Source organism: Streptomyces aurantiaciflavus, from assembly GCF_049808595.1.
In the GTDB taxonomy this organism is placed as follows: Bacteria; Actinomycetota; Actinomycetes; order Streptomycetales; family Streptomycetaceae; genus Streptomyces.
The window spans coordinates 90,596-109,620 of record NZ_JBNCAQ010000033.1; the positions used below are offsets into that span (position 1 = coordinate 90,596).

Sequence of the window (19,025 nt, forward strand, 5' to 3'; positions counted from 1 at the left end):
GCCCGCTCGCCGTCAGCGCTGCCCGCCGTCCGCGCCCCAGCCCTGTCCCCCGTAGCCGTATCCGGGACCGCCGTACCCGTAGCCGGAGCCGCCGTACCCGGAACCGCCGTAGCCGGACCCGCCGTACGAACCCGACTGGCCGTTCCACGAGCAGTAGTACCCGTAGGGGTACGAGCAGGACGTGCTGTCGGAGCCGGGCGAGGAACTCGGCGCGGTCGGCCGGGGGGCCGTGGGGGTGACGGACGGCTTCGGGGTGGGCGTGGGAGTCGGGGTCTTCGCCGCCTTCGGGGTGGGGGTCGGGTCCGCGGTGACGTCGGCGTCCCAGTTGACGACCTGGAGCTGGGGGTCGGGCTGCGAGGTGTCGATCACCCAGCGCTGGGCGGCGCTGTCCTCGCGGTTCTTCAGGACGACGGCGCCCGAGCCGTCGGTGGCGGCGGGGGCCAGGGCGAGGTTCTGGTTGCCGCGCGGGACGAGCGTGCCCTGCAGGGTGAAGTCGTAACGGATGTTCTTGGCACCGGCCGTGCAGGGCGACAGCCGCACCGAGAAGCCGAGCTGCGAGTCGAGGCACAGATCCGGGTTCTGGGTGTTGCGCAGCAGCCCGTCGGTCTCGTACGTCCACTGCTGCCCGGCCGCGGAGGAACAGGCGGCGAGTACGGTCTCGGCGCCCTTGACGGCCTTGTCGCCGGCGACGGCGACGCACAGCCCGGAGGAGACGTTGTGCAGGCGGCCGCGCAGGGTGCCCTGGACGTCCTCGCCCGCGCCGACCCAGGACGGGCCGGAGGTGGCCGTGTCCTTGGCGGGGCCCGGGGTCTGTCCGGCCTCGTCGCCCGTCCCCGGGGCGCTCCCGTCGCCGGAGCCGAGGGCGGACCACACCACGAGCGGCAGGACGATCAGCCCGCTGACGGTGAGGACGGCGGCGGCCAGGTTGCGGCGGCGGGCGCGGCGGGCGGCCTTCTGGGCGGAACGGCGTGACGCGGGGCGGGAGTCGGCGGGGCGTGCTCCGGTGTCCGGCTGCGGTGCGCTGCCGGGGCGCCGTCCGGTGCCGCGTCTCGGTCCGGCGGCCGGGAGCGGGTCCGCTTCGGGACGCGGCCCCGTCGGCGCCGGGGCGTCGGCCCCGTACATGTCGTACGTCCCGTCGGTGAACGCCTCGCCCACGACCGCCGGGCGCACTCCCCCGGGTCCGGCGGCGGGCGCGGCGGCCGGTTCGCCGGCGGGTTCGGCGAGACCGCTCGCTCTGAGCGCCATGTACTCCGCGGCGGCCCAGCCCAGCACGCCCTCGGCGAGCGCGGCGCCGAGGTGGCCGTCGAACTGGCGCAGCTGGTCGGCGGTGTGGGCGCAGTGCCGGCACTGGTCCAGGTGCGCGCGCAGGTCGGGGTCCATGTCGGCGCCGCCGCGGCGGCAGGTGACGTCGAGGAGCCGGTCGTAGCGGTGGCAGTCCTCGTCGACGGCGAGTTCGCGATGGAGCTGGAGGCACTCCTCGCGCAGCCGATCGTGGGCCCGGCGCAGTTCGACGCGGGCGCCGTCCTCCTCCATGCCGAGCAGACCGGCCGGGACCGCGAGGGGCTCGGCCTCGACCTCGGCGTGCCACAGCAGACAGCCGGCGGACTGGGGCAGCCGCTGGAACGCCCGGGACAGCAGGCGCCGGTGCGGCGGCGGGAGGAGGCGGGCGGCCAGGCGCTCGGTGTCGCCCGCCGCGGAACGCAGATCGGGGTGCAGCAGATCGCGGCGGCCGTCGGAGTCCCATTCCGCGGCGATCCGGCGCACGGTCACCAGCAGGTGGGGACGCCAGGCGGCGGTCGGCCCGTTCTGCCGCAGGGCCTCCCCGAAGAGCCGGGTGAAGGCCGCCGTGGTGAGCATGCCCGCCGCACGCTCCCCGTCGGCGCACAGCCGCGCGTAGACGAAGGCCGCCGCCCAGTGCCGGTCCAGCAGTTCACCGACGGGATGCAGCGCGGGCGACGCTCCCGTCCATTGCTTCAGCTCGGCGCTCAGCTGTTCGTCCGTCACCTCGAAGCGGCGCGCCGAAGGGGAATTCGACAGGCCTGCGTCTTTCACGGCTGCATTCCTCCCGGGAACTGCTGCATAAAAAGTGCATACCAACGGGTATGCGACCTCGACGTCACGGCACCGGGATCCTCTCGCACAGGGTTCGACACCTCGAACGTCCTTGGCACGCAGCTCTTTTGAAGCAAGGAGGTGTGGACGGGAGATGCCTCGCACGCGCAGCGGGGAAAATATTGTCCGAGCGCCGACAAGCCACACCTTCGCACAGCCGGACCAGGCGGAACAAGGGATCTCACGGTTTCGTGCTTTGCGTAACCGGCGCACGACTTTGACGGATCGTCAATCGGCGATCGTCATTCTGGGCGGTCCCTGTATCGGTGTCCCTTCAGTGCGTCATTGTGCCGTGCATTCCGTCCCGGTACGCGCCGGGCGGCATCCCGTAGCGGGCGCGGAACACGCGGGTGAAGTGGAAGGGGCTGGCGAACCCGGAGGCGGCGGCGACCCGTTCCACGGACAGTCCGGTCCCCTCCAGCAGCCGGGCCGCGTGCCGCAGTCGCGCCTCGCGCAGGGCTCGCATCGGGGACTGGCCGACCTGCTCGGTGAACAGGTGGGCGAAGCGTGAGGGCGACAGCGCGACCTCGTCGGCGAGCGAGCGGACGGTGTGCGGGGCGCCCGGGTCCGCGGCGATCAGCTCCTGGGCCCGGCGGACACGGTCGTCCACGCCGGACGAGGGCGCCGGCGGGCGCGCGGAGGCGGTGGTGAGCAGTACGGCCTCCTCCAGCGCGCCCAGGGCGAGTTCGCGGGCGGCGGTGCCGTGCGCCACGGCGATCTCCTGGTCCGCGTGCGCGGCGACGGCCGGTGGTCCGAGGCCGGTCCAGCGGGCGTCGGCGCGCATCCGGCGGAAGGCCGCCTCGACCCGCTCGTGCAGTGCCGGCGGGACCGGGGTGACGACGTACACGCCGTCGCCGGTCTCGTACGGGCGCAGCCACGGTGTCCAGGTCGGGCGGGCCTGGCAGTGGGCCCACCAGAACCGCCAGTGCCGGGCGGCCGGTTCGGTCGTGTAGCGGTGCGGGATGCCCGGCGCGAGCACGACCAGATCGCCGGGGCCCGCCCGGACCTCGGTGGCGCCCTGGCGCAGCCGGCCCTGTCCGTCCGTGGTCCAGGTGAAGAGCCAGCTGTCGGAACCCAGCGGGCGGTTGACGCCGTAGCCGGGGCCCTGGTCGAAGTGGCCGGCCACCACCAGGCCGGGCGGTGGGGAGGGGTCCCCGGGCGTGGCAGTCCCGGGCAGGTCGTCAGCACGCACGGGCATCCTCCCGGACCTCGAATCCGCCTAGCGTGACGGGCCGAGGACCACTGACCGAGGAGGACACGCATGACAGTCACGGGCATCGGCGCCGCCGGAGCTCCCATCCTGACGCAGACGGGGCTGCGGCAGTACCAGCAGGACGGCTTCACCGTCGTCCGCGGCCTGTTCGGATACGAGGAAGTGGATCAGCTGCGCGCGGAGTTCGCGGCGCTCCAGGCGGCCGGGCAGCCGGTGCCCGGCCACTTCGAGCCGCGGCCCGGCACCGACCCGCTGGCCGCCTACCCGAGGGTGATGCAGCCGCACGAGTTCAACCCGCTCGCCCGGCGGACGCTGCTGGACGCGCGGCTGCGGGACGTGCTGGAGACGCTGCTCGGCGAGGAGGCGCTGGCCGCGCAGAGCATGTTCTACTTCAAGCCGCCCGGGGCCCGGGGACAGGCGCTGCACCAGGACAACTTCTATCTCCGGGTCGAGCCGGGCACCTGTGTGGCGGCGTGGCTGGCCTGCGACGAGATCGACCGCGAGAACGGAGGCCTGGAGGTGGTCCCCGGCACCCACCGGATGGACCTGTTCTGCCCGGAGGAGGCGGACGCGGAGGTGTCGTTCGCCCGGGAGTACGTGCCGCCGCCGCCCGGCCTGGCGGCCGTGCCGGTCGACATGGCGCCGGGCGACGTGCTGTTCTTCAACGGCAGCGTGGTGCACGGCTCGCAGCCGAACCGCTCCGCCCGGTTCCGGCGGTCGTTCATCGGCCATTACGTGGGCCGCTCCACGGCCCGGATCGGCTCCTACTACCGCACGATGTCGATGAGCGGGGCGCGGGTGGCTCTGCCGGAGAGCGAGGGAGGTGGTCCCTGCGGCACGGAGTTCGCGCCGCAAGGACCGCATTAGTACTCGCCCACTCCGGGACGCAGCACCGCGCGGAAGCCGTCAGTGACCCGCGATCGGGTGCGGGGTGTAGGGCTGCTCCAGTTCCTCCAACTCCTTGTCGCTCAGGGTCAGTTCCACCGCCGCCACCGCGTCCTCGATGTGCCGCGGCCTGGACGCGCCGATGATGGGGGCCGTCACCGTGTCCTGGTGCAGCAGCCAGGCCAGCGCCACCTGGGCGCGGGGGACGCCCCGGTCGTTCGCGATGCGGGTGACGGCCTCCACGATGGTGCGGTCGCCCTCCTGGTAGAGGCGGCTGCCGAAGTCGTCCTGGGTGCTGCGGTCGGTGGCGGTTCCCCAGTCGCGGGTGAGGCGGCCGCGGGCCAGGGGGCTCCAGGGCAGGACGCCGACGCCCTGGTCGGCGCAGAGGGGCAGCATCTCGCGCTCCTCCTCGCGGTAGAGGAGGTTGTAGTGGTTCTGCATGGAGACGAACCTGGTCCAGCCGTGCCGCTCGGCGGTGTACTGCATCTTGGAGAACTGCCACGCGTACATCGAACTGGCCCCGATGTAGCGGACCTTGCCCGCCTTCACCAGGTCGTGCAGCGCCTCCATCGTCTCCTCGACCGGGGTGTGCGGGTCGAAGCGGTGGATCTGGTAGAGGTCGACGTAGTCGGTGCCGAGGCGGCTGAGGCTGTGGTCGATCTCGGTGAGGACGGCCTTGCGGGACAGGCCGCCGCCGTTGGGGCCGGGGCGCATCCGGCCGTGCACCTTCGTCGCGAGCACGATCTCGTCACGGCGGGCGAAGTCGCGCAGCGCCCTGCCGACGATCTCCTCGCTGGTGCCGTCGGAGTAGACGTTCGCGGTGTCGAAGAAGTTGATGCCGGCGTCCAGCGCCTGCCGGATGAGCGGACGGGACGCCTCCTCGTCGAGGGTCCACTCGTGCGTGCCCCGGTCGGGGAGCCCGTAGGTCATGCAGCCCAGACAGATCCGCGACACGTCCAGACCCGTCGAACCGAGCTTCACGTACTGCATCGTCGCTGCTCCTGACGTCGGTGTGGGGTACCGAGAGTGGTTCGCAGGATAGCCGTCGCCGCTCGCCGTCACTCGGCCGCCGGGTCCCGCTGCCGCCACCTCCATCGCGCGATCCCGTCCACCCGGTGGTCGTGGGCGAAGGCGTCGGCGTCGAGCGGGCCCACCCGCTCGATCGCCTCGGCGGTGCGCGGATCGTCGCGCCGGGCCAGACCGTGGGCGGCCTCCAGGCGCACCTGTTGCTCGTCGTCGCCGGACAACGCCGCCAGGGTGTCGGCGACGGCGGGCGCGGGATCATGGGAGCGGGCCAGTTCCGCCGCGGCGTCCTGCCGCACCTGGGCGTCCGGGTCCTCGGCCAGCAGGATCAGCGTCCGGGTGATCTCCGGGAGGAGTTCCTCGTCCCGGTCGCCCACCGCGCACGCCGTGATCCGCACTCCGGGGTCCGGATCGCCGACGAGAGCGCGCAGTGCGGCCCGGGCGGCGGGCGTGACGGGGGTGTCCTCCCGGAAGAGCAGGTAGGGGACTTCGCGGCGTACCCGGGGGTCGGGGTGGTCGGCGTGGCGGAGCGCGACGGCCTCCTGGGCGGGGTGCGTGTAGTGGGCGAAGGCGTCGAGGAGCTTCGTCAGCAGCTCGCCGTCCGTCTCCTCGGCCGTCCAGCCGGCCAGGAGTTCGCTCTCCTTCTTCTCGTAGTAGCGGTGCCCGCTCCACACGAACAGCCGTGTCCGGAGATAGTCCGCCACGAACCTGCGGTGCACGGGGTCGGGGTGGTGGCGGTGGGCCACGACGGCCGACCAGGTCTCGTAGCTCCGGCGTTCGACGAGGGTCCAGGAGACCGCCCACCAGTCGACATGGTCCTCGTCGGCGTGCCGGACGGCGCGGGCGATCAGCTCGTCGACGGGCGTGAGGATGCGGAAGGCCCACTCCAGCGAGGTCAGGACGGCCGCGTGCCCGGCCCGTACGACGAGGCCGCCGAGCGCGACCTGGTCGACGTGGAGGTTCTCGGCGTCCTGGACGCGGACCGTGGTGGCGGGGCCCGGCGCGCCCGTCCTGCGCCGCAACTCCTCGGCCGCGCCGGTCTCGTACCAGCTCCGGGCCAGGGTGAGCAGCCCCTCGCGGGCGCTTTCCGCAAGCCGCAGCCGGGGCTCGCGGCCCAGCACCGCGTCGAAGACCGCCGGGGAGCCGCCGTCCACGGCACGCCACAGCGGGGTGGTCCCGTCCGGCAGCATCCGGTCGGGGTCGGCTCCGCCTTCCACCAGCGCTTCGGCGACCGGCTTGTCGTACGCCGCCACCGCCCGGCACAGCACCGGCAGCCCGTCCGCGTCCGGGGCGTCCGGGTCCGCGCCCTTCCCCAGCAGGGCCCGCACCTCCTCGGCGTCCCCCGCCCGGACCGCCGACACCAGCCGGCCGTCGAGTCCCCCCTCGGCCACGCACCGCCTCCTGACGTGCTCCACATCTGCCCGAGAGCCTACGGCGTCGCCGTCGCCCCTCGGACGCCCACTGCGTCGAACCGCCGACCGGCCGCTCCCCCGCCAGGACCAGGAGCGCGTACGCCGTCGACTGCGCGCTCGACGGCCTGCGGCCGGGGCGTGCCGCGACCGTCGTCGTGCGGGTCGCGGTGAGGAAACACCTGCTCCGCGGTGGTGTACGAGCCGGCTCCTCGACGCCGCGGAGGCAGGACCCGCACACCGGGGCCGGGCCGGCGGGGCCGACGGGCGCGTGCGGGTGACCGTTTGTGCCACACCGGTGGACTTGGGTTGATTGAATGGGAGCGTTCACGGAATATGCCGATGGCCTTCACAACCGGGCCTTTCCCGAAGGGCGTTGGCGTGGTCCTCAGAGGGCGGGTCCGGGAACGGGAGCGGCTCGACCGTCTGGTCACCGAGCTGCGCGAGGGCCTCAGCGGTGCGGTCCTGCTGCGCGGTGACGCCGGGATCGGCAAGACGGCCCTTCTCGATCACGCGGTCGCGCAGGCCGCCGATCTGCGGGTGCTGCGGGTGGCGGGGGTGGAGGCGGAGTCCGGTTTCCCGTTCGCCGCGCTGCACCGGCTGCTCATACCGCTCCTGGACGGGTTGAAGGAACCCGGTGTGCTGCCCCCGCCGCAGCACACGGCGCTGCGGGTCGCCTGCGGACTGGCCGACGGCCCGCCCGCCGACCGCTTCCTGGTGGGTCTCGCCACGCTCACGCTGCTGGCGGAGACCGCGAAGCGGCGCCCCGTGCTGGTGTGCGTCGACGATGTGCAGTGGGTCGACGAGGAGTCCCTGGGGGCGCTCGCGTTCGTGGCGCGCCGGGTGCACGCGGAGGGTGTCGGGCTGCTGTTCGCGGCGCGGTCCGGCTTCGAGGCGCCGGTGGGGATCGCCGTGACCGATGTGGCCGGGCTGGAGGAGCCGTTCGCGCTGGCGTTGCTGGTGGAGGCGGTCGCGGGGCCGCTGGACGCGCGTGTGGCGGCCCGGATCGTGGCGGCGACGGCCGGGAACCCCCTGGCGCTGGCCGACCTCGGCCAGGAGCTGACGGCCGAACAGTGGTCGGGCGGTCTCGCGCTGCCCGATCCGCTGCCGCTGGGCAGCCGTCTTGAGGCGCACTACCTCCAGCGGGTCCGCGAACTGCCCGCGGCCACGCGGGAGTGGCTGCTCCTCGCCGCCACCGAGCCCGGTGGCGACCTCGGTTACGTCACGCGCGCGGGGCGGCTGCTCGGCTTCGGCCCCGAGGTGTCGGCCCCGGCCGAGCACGCACGGCTCGTGGTGCTGCGCGCCCACGCCGTCTTCCGGCATCCGCTGGTGCGTTCCGCGGTGTACGGCGGCGCGACCAGCGTCGAGCGCAGGCGGGCGCACGGGGTGCTGGCCCGGGTCACCGACCGTCCGGCCGACGACGACCGGCGGGCCTGGCACCGGGCGGCTGCCGCACTGGGTCCGGACGCGCGGGTCGCCGAGGAGGTGGAGCGGGCGGCCGACCAGGCGGGAGCGCGGGGTGGTCACGCGGGCCGGGCGACGTTCCTCACCCGAGCGGCGGAGCTGACGCCCGAGGGCGGGGTGCGGGCCGGACGGCTGCTCGCGGCGGCGGAGGCGGCCTTCACCGCCGGGGCGCCGCTGCAGGCCAGAACGCTGTTGGACACCGTCGACACCGACCTGCTCGACGGCGTCGGCCGGGGCCGGGCCCTGCTCCTGCGGGCCGGGACCCTGAACGGTCTGGGCGAACCCGACTCCCACTCCGACGCCGCGGCGCTGTGCCTGGCCGCCGCGGCCGCCGCCGCGCGACAATCCCCGAAGTTCGCTCGTGAGGCGCTGCTGCGCGCCGCCCAGTGGGCCCTGCTCGCACGGCACCGGGCCCCGCGGCGCATGGTCGCGGAGATCGCCGAGGCGGTCCTGGCCCGTCCTGCCGTTCCCGGCCCGGCCACCTCGGTCGACCGCCTGCTGCACGGCTTCGCCGTCCTCGCCTCCGACGGCTACGAGCAGGCCGTCCCCCCTCTGCGCGAGGCTCTCGGCGCGCTGCTGGACCCGGAGACCACCGACGACGAGTTCCTGCGGGGCTATCAGATCGGCGTCTGGTTCGCCACCGCCCTCTGGGACCACGAGGCGCGCACCGCGCTGCTCCGGCGGGCCGATGTCATCGCCCGCCGGACCGGCTCACTCTGGCACCTCGACGTCGTCCTCTTCGCCGCCGCCCTGGCCGAGACCACCCTCGGTGCCCTGGCCGCCGCCGACGCCCTCGTGGCGGAGGACCAGCAGATCCGTGCGGCGATGGGCGTGACACGCACGCAAGGGGACATGTACCGGCACCCGGAGCTGCTCGCCTGGCGCGGGGACGACGAGGCCGACGCCGTGCTGCGCCGGGCCGTGGAGGCGGCGACGGTCCTCGGCAACGGCGCGATGGAGTCCATCACCCGCATCGGCACGGTGATCCTGGCGCTGGGACGCGGCGACTACGCCGAGGCCCGCCCCGTCGCCCACGAGGTGATCGAGCAGGACGCACTCGGTGTGGACTCCCGGGTGCTTCCCTGCCTGGTCGAGGCGGCCGTCCGCTGCGGCGACCGGGTCCTGGCCGCGGCCGCTCTGCGCACCCTTCAGTCGCGGGCGACGGCGACCGGCACCCGTTGGGCGCGGGGCGTCCTGGTCCGCTCGCAGGCCCTCCTCGCCCCGGCGGGCGACGCCGAGCCGCTCTACCGCCGGGCGCTGGAGCTGCTGTCCGGGGCACCGACCCGCTCGGACCTCGCCGTCGCCCACCTGCTCTACGGTGAGTGGCTGCGCCGCCGCAGGCGCCGACGGGACGCCCGGGAGCAGTTGCGTACGGCGGTGGCGCTGTTCGACGCGATGGGCGCGGCCGGGTTCGCGGCCCGGGGCGCCCGGGAGCTGGCCGCGACCGGCGAGCATCCCCGCCGCGCGACGGCCGGCACCACGAACGCGCTGACCCCGCAGGAACTCACCATCGCCCGCCTCGCCAAGGGCGGCGCGACCAACGCCGAGATAGCGACCCAGCTGTTCATCAGCGCGAGCACCGTCGACTACCACCTCCGCAAGGTGTTCCGGAAGCTCGGCGTGACCTCCCGGCGCCAGTTGGCGCGCTCGGACGAGCTCTGAACCCGGTCACGACTACGCGTTCCACGGGGTACGGGCCCACCGCCCCCGGACGAGGATCGGCGCATCGGACCACGTCCCGCAGACGGGAGCACCTCCATGCCGTACGTCACCACGGCCGACGGCGCCGAGATCTTCTACAAGGACTGGGGCACCGGCCGCCCCGTCGTCCTCAGTCACGGCTGGCCGCTGAACTCCGACAGCTGGGAGGCCCAGCAGCTCTTCCTCGCCTCGAACGGCTACCGCGCGATCGCCCACGACCGGCGTGGCCACGGCCGCTCGACGCAGACCTGGCACGGCAACGAGATGAACACCTACGCCGACGACCTGGCCACCCTGATCGAGACACTGGACCTGCGCGACCTGACCCTGGTCGGGTTCTCGACGGGCGGCGGTGAGGTCGCCCGCTACATCGGCCGGCACGGTACCGCGCGGGTCGCGCAGGTCGTGCTCGTCTCCGCCGTACCGCCGTTCATGCTCAGGACCGACGACAACCCGGGTGGGGTGCCCGTCGAGGTGTTCGACGCGATCCGGGCCGGTTCGCTGGCCGACCGGTCGCAGCTGTACCGGGACCTGGCCGACGGGCCGTTCTTCGGCCACAACCGGCCCGGGGCGGGTGTCTCGCAGGGCATCCGGGACGCGTTCTGGCGGCAGGGGCTGCAGGCCGGCCACCGGGGCGCCTACGAGTGCGTCGCCGCGTTCTCCGCCACGGACTTCCGCGCCGACCTGGACGCGATCGACGTGCCCACGCTGGTGGTGCACGGCGACGACGACCAGGTCGTGCCGTTCGAGGTGGGCGGTCAGGCGTCGGCGGCGCGGATCAAGAACGCGACGCTCAAGGTCTATCCGGGCGCCCCGCACGGCATCACGGACACGCACAAGGACCAGCTCGGCGCGGATCTCCTGGAATTCCTCGACTCGTGACCCGAGAGCTGCTGTGACGTCTCGTCAACGGAACTGGAAGGAACTCCCTCGGATGGAAGCCACCTCCCGTCGCCGTGTGCTCGGCGGCATGCTCGCGGCCGGCGCCGTCACCCTCGGCGCGGCCGGCCCGGCGTCCGCCACCGGCGGCAAGGGCGCCAGACCGACCGTCGTGCTGGTGCACGGCGTCTTCGCCGACGCCTCCGGCTGGAGCGCCGTCACCGCCTCCCTGCTGGACGCCGGCTACCCGGTGATCGCCCCTGCCAACCCGCTGCGCGATCTGGCGGGCGACTCCACCTACGTCGGCAGCGTCGTCGACTCCGTCCCCGGACCGGTCGTCCTCGTCGGCCACTCCTACGGCGGCGAGGTCATCACCAACGCGGCCCGCGGGCGCGCGAACGTCAAGGCGCTGGTGTACGCGGCCGCGTTCGCGCCGGACCAGGGGGAGACCGCGCTGAAGCTGGCCGAGAAGTTTCCCGGCAGCCAGTTGCCGGGCGCGCTCGTCGCCCGCCACTACCCCGTGCCCGACGGGAGCCCGGACCCCGGCCTGGACGGCTACATCGACCCGGCGAAGTTCCACGACGTGTTCGCCCAGGATCTGCCCAGGTCCACGACGAGGGTCATGGCGACCGCCCAACGCCCCGGCAGTCTGGGCGGGTTGGAGAGCACGAGCGGCGTTCCGGCCTGGAAGAGCCTGCCGTCCTGGTATGTCGTCGCGACCGCCGACCGGGTCATCCCGCCTGCCGTCCAGCGGTTCATGGCCCGACGGGCCGGCAGCCACACGGTCGAGGTAAAGGGAGCCTCGCACGTGGTGATGATGTCGCACCCGGGCGCCGTGGTCCGGCAGATACGGGCCGCCGACCGCGCGACCCGCTGACCCTTCGCCGCTCCGGAAAGGAGCAGTCATGAGCACCCCGGACACCATCGTCCTGATCCACGGCTTCTGGGTGACACCCCGGAGCTGGGAGCACTGGACCGCCCACTACGAGAAGCGCGGCTTCCGTGTGCTGGCGCCCGCGTACCCCGGCTTCGAGGTGGAGGTCGAGTCGCTCAACGCCGACCCGACGCCCGTCGAACAGGTCACCGTCCCGCAGATCGTCGAGAGCCTGGAGTCCCTGGTCCGCGGCCTGGAGAAGCCGCCGGTCCTCATCGGGCACTCCGCGGGAGGCGTGTTCGTCCAGTTGCTGCTCGACCGCGGGCACGGCGCGGCGGGCGTGGCGATCAACTCGGCGCCCACCGAGGGCGTCGCCGTCCTGCCGCTGACCCAGGTCAAGGCGGCCTTCCCGGTCCTGAAGAACCCGGCCAACCGGCACCGCGCGGTCGGCCTGGACTTCGATCAGTGGCACTACGCCTTCACCAACACCTTCCCGCTCGACGAGTCGAGGGCGCTGTACGAGCGGTACGCGGTCCCCGCCTCCGGCAGCATCTTCTTCGACAGCGCCCTGGCCACCCTGCGCCCCGGCCACCAGAGCACGTACGTCGACTACCACAACGACGACCGGGCGCCGCTGCTGTTCGTCTCGGGCGAGAAGGACCATCTGATGCCGCCCAAGGTGCAGCAGTCCAACGCCAGGCACTACAAGTCGCACACCGTGACCGAGATCAGGGAGTTCCCGGGCCGGCCGCATCTGCTGCCGGCGGCGCCCGGCTGGGAGGAGGTCGCCGACTACGCCCTGGACTGGGCGCTGGCGCACGCGAAGTAGGCCGTACGGCCGGGGGCGGGCGCGCCCGCCCCCGGAACCCGCCGGAAGGGAGCCCCGCATGACCGAGGTCCGCGTCACCCATGTCGGGGGCCCGACCACCCTGATCGAGGCGGCCGGATGGCGCCTGCTGACCGACCCGACCTTCGACCCGCCCGGCCGCCGCTACGCCTTCGGCTGGGGCACCTCGTCCCGCAAGACGGCCGGACCGGCCCTGGACGTCGGCCGGCTCGGCCCGGTCGACGCCGTGTTGCTGACCCACGACCACCACGCCGACAACCTCGACACGGCCGGGCGGGCCCTGCTGCCCTCGGCGCAGGTCGTGCTGACGACACGGTCCGGGGCCGGCCGGCTCGGCGGCAACGCGCGCGGGCTCGCGCCGTGGACGACGTGGCGTCTGGAGTCCCCCGGCCGCCCGGCGATCGAGGTCACCGCCACACCCGCCCGCCACGGCCCCCCGCTGTCGAGGCCGCTGGTCGGTGACGTGACCGGGTTCGCGTTGCGTTGGGAGGGCCAGCGGCACGGCGTCCTGTGGGTCTCCGGGGACACCGTCCTGTACGCCGGTGTGCGCGAGGTGGCCCGGCGCCTCACCGTGGGCACGGCCCTGCTGCACCTGGGCGGAGTGGGTTTCCCCCTCACCGGTCCGGTCCGCTACACGCTGACGGCGTCCCGGGCGGTGGAGCTGTGCCGGGCCCTGCGCCCGCACACCGTGCTGCCGGTGCACTACGAGGGCTGGTCGCACTTCCAGGAGGGCCGCCGCGCGGTCGAGAACCGGCTGACGAAGGCACCCGACGACCTCCGCGAACGCTTCCGGTGGCTGGCCCCCGGCGCGGCCACGGAGATCACCGTCTGACGCACTCCGTCGCACGGGGACACGGAGCCTCCGTTTCCGCTTTTGTGCCATTGAACACCGGAAAGAAACGGCACGTCAGGATGGGTATGGAATCCTCACTCCCCGTCCAGCCGCCGCCGGCGGGGCCGGCTGAGTCGCCGCCCCGATTACCCGCGGCCGACCCCTCGGCCCGCGCGCCCCGATCACCCGCGTCCGGTGTGCCGGCAGGACCGTTGAGACCCTCGCGGTTGGGCTGGCTGGACGCGTTGCGCGGCATCGCGGCACTCGTCGTGGTCTTCGACCACTCGTCGTACGCCTTCATGGCGGAGTTGCGGCGGGAGCTGATGCCGCAGTTCAACACCAGCCGGTTCGGCATCATGGTGTTCTTCCTGGTCAGTGGCTACATCATCCCGGCGTCGCTGGAGCGCCGGGGCCGCGTCGGGGCGTTCTGGATCGGACGGCTCTTCCGGATGTATCCGCTGTGGGCGGCTGTCGTCGCCGCCGTCCTCGCCCTCCACCTGGTGGGCGTCGCGGAGTTGCGCGCCGACTTCGGCGGGCAGAGCGCCGTCACGGTGGCCGCCGCCCATCTCACCTTGCTGCAGGAGTTGTTGGGCACGCCCGATCTCCTTCTCGTCCTGTGGACGCTCTCCTACGAGATGGCCTTCTATCTGCTGGTCGTCGCTCTGTTCACGGTCCGCCTGCACCGGCGGTCGGCAGCGGTCGCCGTGATCCTGGCCGTGTTCGCCGCCGTGAGCGCGATGGTGGGGAGCACGGTGCCGGCCTCGGCCCTCTCCGGTGCGATCGGCACCGGCCGCCTGATCGCGCTCGCCTCGGTCGTCATGGTGGTCGCCGTCTGCTGTGCGAGCGCCGGGTCACCCGCGCTGCGTGTGGTCGGGGGCCTGCTGGGCGGGGTGCTGGCGCTCGTCCTGGCTTTCAACGGCACGGTTCCCGTGTGGGAGAGCCTGGTCGTCCTCGCCGTGATGTTCCTGGGCACCGCCGTCCACCGCGCCGAGCGGGGGCAGAGCAGTTGGCGGTGTGCGACCCTGGCGACCGCCGTGGTGGTCGCCTGCGCCGTCGGGAGTGCGTACGGGTACGGCGACGGGCCGCAGTTCACCCGGCGCGGCTGGATCGTGGCGTTCCTGCTGGCCGTGCTCGCCTTCGGCGTCGGACTGGCGTTGCGTCACCGGCGGACACCGCGCTGGCTGACCGGACTGGGGACGATCAGCTACTCGGTCTATCTCGTGCATCCGGTGCTGCTGGCGGTGACCGACGGCACGATCGGCCGATGGCGACAGGACCGACCCGACCTCGAACTCGGGTTCTTCGCGGTGCTGCTGCCGCTGTGCGTGCTGACCTACCGGTGCATCGAGGCGCCGAGCCAGGCCTGGGGCCGGAAGCTGGCACGGCGCATGGAGCCGCCGTGACGGCCGGGCCACGCGTCGACGCGGCCGGGCCACGCGCGGGCCGCCCGACGGTGCCGGGCGGGACGCCCCGACCGTACCGACCGGGCAGGCCGGTGGGTCTCCCGGCCGGGCACCGGGGTGGCGAAGCCGTCGTCGCCGTCGTCGCCCCGGCGATGTGACCGGGACCGGCCGCTGCGACACCTGGGTGCGATGGCGAAGCGTTCAGGTCGCGGCTCCGGTCCGGGAAAATCTGTTGCCGCCGGTCGCGCCCCGGCCCCAGGATCTGGCCATGCCTGCCCTCGTCGCCTTCCCGCCGCCGTCGTCCGCCGTCGCTCGTCCGGCGTGGCGCCGACAGCAGCCCGGCCGTCCCCGGAGGCCCGGCCCCGCGCGCCCGTGACGGCCGCGCTGGTCGCCGGCCTGGTCGCGGGATACGGCATCGCCGTACCCGTCGGCGCGGTCGGGACCTACCTCGTCTCCCTCACCGCCCGTACGTCCCTGCGCACCGGGGTGTGCGCCGCGCTCGGCGTCGCCACCGCCGACGGGCTCTACGCCCTCCTGGCCACGGCCGGGGGCTCCGCCGTCGCCGCCGCGCTGCGCCCGGTGCTGGTGCCGCTGCGCTGGGCCTCGGCGCTCGTGCTGCTGGGGCTGGCGGCGTGGGGCGCGGTCGCGGCCGTACGCCGGTACCGCGCCCACCGGCTCACCACCCGGTCCGCGCCTCCCCCGCCGAGCCCGGCCCGGGCCTATCTGAGCCTGCTCGGCATCACCCTCCTCAACCCGACCACCGTGGTCTACTTCGCCGCGCTGGTCCTCGGCACCGGTACCGCGGACGCCGTACGCCCCCTGGAACAGGGCGTGTTCGTACTGGCGGCCTTCGTCGCGTCCGCGAGCTGGCAGGTGCTGCTGGCCGGAAGCGGCGCGCTGCTGGGCCGGGCGCTCACCGGGCATCGGGGGCGGCTGCTGACGGCGCTCGTGTCGAGCGGGGTGATGACGGTGCTGGCGGTGCGGATGCTGGTGTAGGCGGCCCGCGCGGCGAGGGCGGCCGGTGGTGGCCGGATCGCGTCGGGCGGGTGGAGCGGTGCCGGATTCCATGACCTGTGGAAGCGTGGCACGCACCGGTGCGGTGCGGATGAAACGCGTGGGTACCGGTGTTGAATCACGGTGCCGGTCGGCCGACACCGTGCCGAAGACCTGAGGAAAGGGACGGATGCCATGCCTCTCGAGGGCGAGTACGAACCCAGCCCGACCCAGTGGGTGCGCGAGCAGGTGGAGCTGTACGAGAGCTCCGGTGGAACGAAGGGGACGACGCTGCTGGACACGGGGCTGCCCGTCATCGTGCTGACGACCCGGGGGGCGAAGAGCGGCAAGATCCGCAAGACGCCGTTGATGCGCGTCGAGCACGAGGGGCGTTACGCCGTGGTCGCCTCCCTGGGCGGGGCGCCCAAGCACCCGGTCTGGTACCACAACGTCAAGTCCGATCCCCGAGTGGAGCTCCAGGACGGGCCCGTCAAGCAGGACATGACGGCCCGTGAGGTCACCGGCGCGGAGAAGGCCGAGTGGTGGGAGCGCGCCGTCGCCGCTTATCCGTCGTACGCCGACTACCAGAAGAAGACCGACCGGGAGATTCCCGTCTTCGTACTGGAGCCGGCGGAAGGTCACTGACCTGCGGAAAGAGGCCCCCCTGCGCCCGCGTGGGGGGCCTCGCCGAAAAACTCGTAGAAAAATCTGCCGGGGACGCGCATGTTCGGGTGTGTGCCGGGCACCCGATGGTCAGGCCCCGCCGCGTTCCCCCGTCGCGGCGGGGCTTTCCTGCGCCTCGCGGGCGGGCCGGTCCGTCACGTCGAGGAAGATCTGGTCCGCCTCGGGGGCGACGCCGGCGATGGAGCGCTTGATGCGGACGGCGACCTCCTCGACCCGCTCGCTGTCCAGGCCGGGTACGAGGTCGACGCGGGCCGCCACGAGGGCCGAGTCGATGCCGGTCTTCATCGTGAACAGCGCCTCCACGCTGTCGATCTCCGGCTGGGCCGCCAGCAGCGCCTGGATGCGGTCGCCGGTCTCGGCGTCGGCGGCCTGGCCGATCAGCTGGTCGCGGGCCTCGCGGCCGAGGCCGTAGGCGACGTAGACGAGCAGGGCGCCGATCGCGAGCGAGGCGCACGCCTCCCACACGACCTGGCCGGTGACCATGTGCAGGGCCATACCGGTGGCGGCCAGGATGACGCCGAGCACCGCCGTGCCGTCCTCGGCGACGACCGTGCGCAGGGCCGGGTCGCGCAGGCCGGCGGTGCCGCCCTGCCGGTGCACCTGGTGCAGGGCCCGGATCAGTGAGGCCCCTTCGGCGAGGAAGGCGACGCCGAGGACGACCAGGCCCGCCACGTACCCGCTGAATTTCTCCTCGGCGCCGCTCCGGAGTGCCTCGACGCCCTGGAAGAAGGAGAAGCAGCCGCCCATGACGAAGATGCCGACGGCCGCGAGGAGCGACCAGAAGAAACGTTCCTTGCCGTAGCCGAAGGGGTGGCGACGGTCGGCCGGGCGGCGGCTGCGGCGCAGGGCGGCGAGGAGGAAGACCTCGTTGAGGCTGTCGGCGACGGAGTGGGCCGCCTCCGAGAGCAGGGCGGGTGAGGCCGCGAGCAGGCCGCCGACCGCCTTGGCGAGGGCGATGAGCAGGTTGGCCGTGAGGGCCACCAGCACGGTGACGCGTGTCCTGCGGTCCGCCGCCCGTGCGGCGTTTTTCTCGGCCGGCGGTGCTCCTTTCCCTTCTGCGGCTTGTACGGTCCGTCGCGTGGTGCGTTCCGAGGATGTACCGGTCACCTCCGCCGTTTGCCCCGGCCGGTCCGCCTCACACCGTGCCGTAGGCGGAAAACGGGGAACGCGTTGAGCAGGGCACGCACGCACCACGAGCGGGAGGAACCATGAGCGGCGGGGGCGACGACGGCAACCGCGCCTACGGACACAAGGCGTTCAGGCGCTCCAAGAGCCACTTCACCGACCGGATCACGGCGGACGGCCGGGACGGCTGGCCGGTGGAGGCCGCCCGTTACCGCCTGGTGGTCAGCCGTGCCTGCCCGTGGGCGAGCCGGGCGGTGATCTCCCGGCGGCTGCTGGGCCTGGAGGACGCGCTGTCGATGGCGATCGCCGACCCGATCCAGGACGACCGCAGCTGGCGCTTCACCCTCGACCCCGACGGCCGTGATCCCGTGCTCGGCATCCGGTACCTCGCCGAGGCCTACGACAGGCGGGAGACCGACCATCCGGGCGGGGTGAGCGTGCCGGCGGTCGTCGACGTGCCCAGCGGGCGGCTCGTCACCAACGACTACCAGCGGCTCACCCTCGATCTCGCCACCGAGTGGTCCGACCTGCACCGGCCCGGGGCACCCGACCTCTATCCGCAGGAGCGGCGCGACGAGATCGACGCGGTGATGGCCGAGGTGTACGAGGACGTCAACAACGGGGTGTACCGGGCGGGTTTCGCCAACGGGCAGGACGAGTACGAGGAGGCCTGCGCCGGTGTCTTCCGGCGGCTGGAGCTGCTCGCGTCCCGGCTGGCCGGGCAGCGCTACCTCGTCGGTGACACGATCACCGAGGCGGACATCCGGCTGTTCACCACGCTGGTGCGCTTCGACGCCGTGTATCACGGCCACTTCAAGTGCAACCGCTGGAAGTTGACGGAGAATCAGGTCCTGTGGGCGTACGTCCGGGACCTCTTCCAGACGCCCGGGTTCGGTGACACCGTCGACTTCGACCACATCAAGCGGCACTACTACCAGGTGCACACCGGTATCAACCCGACCGGGATCGTTCCCCTCGGCCCCGACCTGTCCGGCTGGCTGACCCCGCACCACCGGGAGGAGCTCGGCGGACGCCCGTTCGGCGACGGGACGCCGCCGGGTCCGGTGCACACCGGCGAGGAGGTGCCGGCGCGGGGCCGGCCCTGACCCTGTCCCCCCGACAAGCAGCCCTTGGAAAGCGGCTGTTGACAAGCAGCTGTCGACAAGCAGGAGGAGGCACACGTGAGCAGGAAACAGAAGCTCCCCCTCGTCTACAAGCCCGTCGGCTTCGTGTTCGGCTGGACGAGCGGCGCGCTGGCGGGCATGGCCTTCCGCAAGGTCTGGAAGGCGATACGGCACGAGGACGACGCGCCCGACGCCCTCGACCGGGACCGCGGCTGGGGGGAGGTCCTGCTGGCCGCGGCGATCCAGGGCGCGATCTTCGCCGCGGTACGCAGCGCGGCCGACCGCACGGGCGCGAAGGCCATCGAGCGGTCCACCGGGGTGTGGCCGGCCAGGGAGAAGGGGGGCCGGGACTGAGGTGCGGCGTCGCCGTGGACGACGCACACACCCGGGCCCCGCGCGCGGTGTCCCGCCGGTGGCGGGGGCGGGGCCCCCCCCCCCCCCCCCCGGGGGGCCGGGG

16 protein-coding genes are annotated in these 19,025 nt (G+C 73.4%); 11 read left to right on the forward strand and 5 right to left on the reverse strand.

Annotation, left to right across the window (positions count from 1 at the left end):
• Positions 1-12: 12 nt before the first annotated feature.
• Positions 13-2,052, reverse strand: a complete 2,040-nt coding sequence (locus ACPT94_RS32280) for a ricin-type beta-trefoil lectin domain protein (protein WP_425247432.1) — start codon at positions 2,050-2,052, stop codon at positions 13-15.
• A gap of 334 nt (positions 2,053-2,386) precedes the next feature.
• Complete coding sequence (locus ACPT94_RS32285) at positions 2,387-3,310, reverse strand: helix-turn-helix domain-containing protein (protein WP_360342521.1); 924 nt, start codon at positions 3,308-3,310, stop codon at positions 2,387-2,389.
• A 63-nt stretch (positions 3,311-3,373) separates the two neighbouring features.
• On the opposite strand from ACPT94_RS32285, the gene ACPT94_RS32290 reads away from it, so the two are divergent.
• Positions 3,374-4,192 (forward strand): phytanoyl-CoA dioxygenase family protein, encoded by an 819-nt coding sequence (locus ACPT94_RS32290; protein WP_360342518.1) that lies wholly within the window; start codon positions 3,374-3,376, stop codon positions 4,190-4,192.
• Between the two features lie 39 nt (positions 4,193-4,231).
• Here ACPT94_RS32290 and ACPT94_RS32295 read toward each other — a convergent pair whose 3' ends face one another.
• Positions 4,232-5,200: an aldo/keto reductase gene (locus tag ACPT94_RS32295; RefSeq protein WP_360342515.1), complete on the reverse strand. Its 969-nt coding sequence runs from the start codon at positions 5,198-5,200 to the stop codon at positions 4,232-4,234.
• 68 nt (positions 5,201-5,268) lie between these two features.
• Positions 5,269-6,624, reverse strand: a complete 1,356-nt coding sequence (locus ACPT94_RS32300) for a HEAT repeat domain-containing protein (protein ID WP_425247433.1) — start codon at positions 6,622-6,624, stop codon at positions 5,269-5,271.
• A gap of 399 nt (positions 6,625-7,023) precedes the next feature.
• On the opposite strand from ACPT94_RS32300, the gene ACPT94_RS32305 reads away from it, so the two are divergent.
• From ACPT94_RS32305 to ACPT94_RS32340, 8 genes are all read left to right on the forward strand, one after another.
• On the forward strand, positions 7,024-9,768 hold the full coding sequence (locus ACPT94_RS32305; RefSeq protein ID WP_425247434.1) for an AAA family ATPase: 2,745 nt from the start codon (positions 7,024-7,026) through the stop codon (positions 9,766-9,768).
• A gap of 96 nt (positions 9,769-9,864) precedes the next feature.
• Entirely contained in the window at positions 9,865-10,689 is an 825-nt protein-coding gene (locus ACPT94_RS32310; RefSeq protein ID WP_360342506.1) for an alpha/beta fold hydrolase, read from the forward strand.
• Between the two features lie 52 nt (positions 10,690-10,741).
• Complete coding sequence (locus ACPT94_RS32315) at positions 10,742-11,563, forward strand: alpha/beta fold hydrolase (RefSeq protein ID WP_425247435.1); 822 nt, start codon at positions 10,742-10,744, stop codon at positions 11,561-11,563.
• 28 nt (positions 11,564-11,591) lie between these two features.
• Complete coding sequence (locus ACPT94_RS32320; protein WP_360342500.1) at positions 11,592-12,389, forward strand: alpha/beta hydrolase; 798 nt, start codon at positions 11,592-11,594, stop codon at positions 12,387-12,389.
• Between the two features lie 58 nt (positions 12,390-12,447).
• Positions 12,448-13,239 carry an MBL fold metallo-hydrolase gene (locus ACPT94_RS32325; RefSeq protein ID WP_360342497.1) on the forward strand — a complete coding sequence of 264 codons (792 nt, stop codon included), beginning with the start codon at positions 12,448-12,450 and terminating at the stop codon, positions 13,237-13,239.
• Positions 13,240-13,451: 212 nt separating this feature from the next.
• The gene (locus ACPT94_RS32330) at positions 13,452-14,642 is read left to right on the forward strand and encodes an acyltransferase family protein (protein ID WP_360342494.1); all 1,191 of its coding nucleotides are present in this window, start codon (positions 13,452-13,454) and stop codon (positions 14,640-14,642) included.
• Between the two features lie 372 nt (positions 14,643-15,014).
• A complete protein-coding gene (locus ACPT94_RS32335) occupies positions 15,015-15,638 on the forward strand; it encodes a LysE family transporter (RefSeq protein WP_360342777.1) in 624 nt (207 codons plus the stop codon).
• 192 nt (positions 15,639-15,830) lie between these two features.
• Positions 15,831-16,280, forward strand: coding sequence for a nitroreductase family deazaflavin-dependent oxidoreductase (locus ACPT94_RS32340; RefSeq protein ID WP_360342491.1), 450 nt, complete (start codon positions 15,831-15,833; stop codon positions 16,278-16,280).
• A 108-nt stretch (positions 16,281-16,388) separates the two neighbouring features.
• Here the strand turns inward: ACPT94_RS32340 and ACPT94_RS32345 are convergent, their stop codons facing one another.
• Positions 16,389-17,306 carry a cation diffusion facilitator family transporter gene (locus ACPT94_RS32345; protein WP_360342488.1) on the reverse strand — a complete coding sequence of 306 codons (918 nt, stop codon included), beginning with the start codon at positions 17,304-17,306 and terminating at the stop codon, positions 16,389-16,391.
• Between the two features lie 221 nt (positions 17,307-17,527).
• Between ACPT94_RS32345 and ACPT94_RS32350 the strand changes: the two genes are divergently transcribed.
• Entirely contained in the window at positions 17,528-18,550 is a 1,023-nt protein-coding gene (locus ACPT94_RS32350; RefSeq protein WP_425247436.1) for a glutathione S-transferase family protein, read from the forward strand.
• Between the two features lie 75 nt (positions 18,551-18,625).
• Positions 18,626-18,922: a DUF4235 domain-containing protein gene (locus tag ACPT94_RS32355; protein WP_360342482.1), complete on the forward strand. Its 297-nt coding sequence runs from the start codon at positions 18,626-18,628 to the stop codon at positions 18,920-18,922.
• The last annotated feature ends 103 nt before the right edge of the window (positions 18,923-19,025 follow it).

Excerpts from the sequence above, each read along its gene's own strand:
- ACPT94_RS32285 (WP_360342521.1), bottom strand. The coding sequence starts at position 3,310 with ATGCCCGTGCGTGCTGACGACCTGCCCGGGACTGCCACGCCCGGGGAC.
- ACPT94_RS32290 (WP_360342518.1), top strand. The coding sequence starts at position 3,374 with ATGACAGTCACGGGCATCGGCGCCGCCGGAGCTCCCATCCTGACGCAG.
- ACPT94_RS32295 (WP_360342515.1), bottom strand. The coding sequence starts at position 5,200 with ATGCAGTACGTGAAGCTCGGTTCGACGGGTCTGGACGTGTCGCGGATC.
- ACPT94_RS32310 (WP_360342506.1), top strand. The coding sequence starts at position 9,865 with ATGCCGTACGTCACCACGGCCGACGGCGCCGAGATCTTCTACAAGGAC.
- ACPT94_RS32315 (WP_425247435.1), top strand. The coding sequence starts at position 10,742 with ATGGAAGCCACCTCCCGTCGCCGTGTGCTCGGCGGCATGCTCGCGGCC.
- ACPT94_RS32320 (WP_360342500.1), top strand. The coding sequence starts at position 11,592 with ATGAGCACCCCGGACACCATCGTCCTGATCCACGGCTTCTGGGTGACA.
- ACPT94_RS32325 (WP_360342497.1), top strand. The coding sequence starts at position 12,448 with ATGACCGAGGTCCGCGTCACCCATGTCGGGGGCCCGACCACCCTGATC.
- ACPT94_RS32340 (WP_360342491.1), top strand. The coding sequence starts at position 15,831 with ATGCCTCTCGAGGGCGAGTACGAACCCAGCCCGACCCAGTGGGTGCGC.
- ACPT94_RS32350 (WP_425247436.1), top strand. The coding sequence starts at position 17,528 with ATGAGCGGCGGGGGCGACGACGGCAACCGCGCCTACGGACACAAGGCG.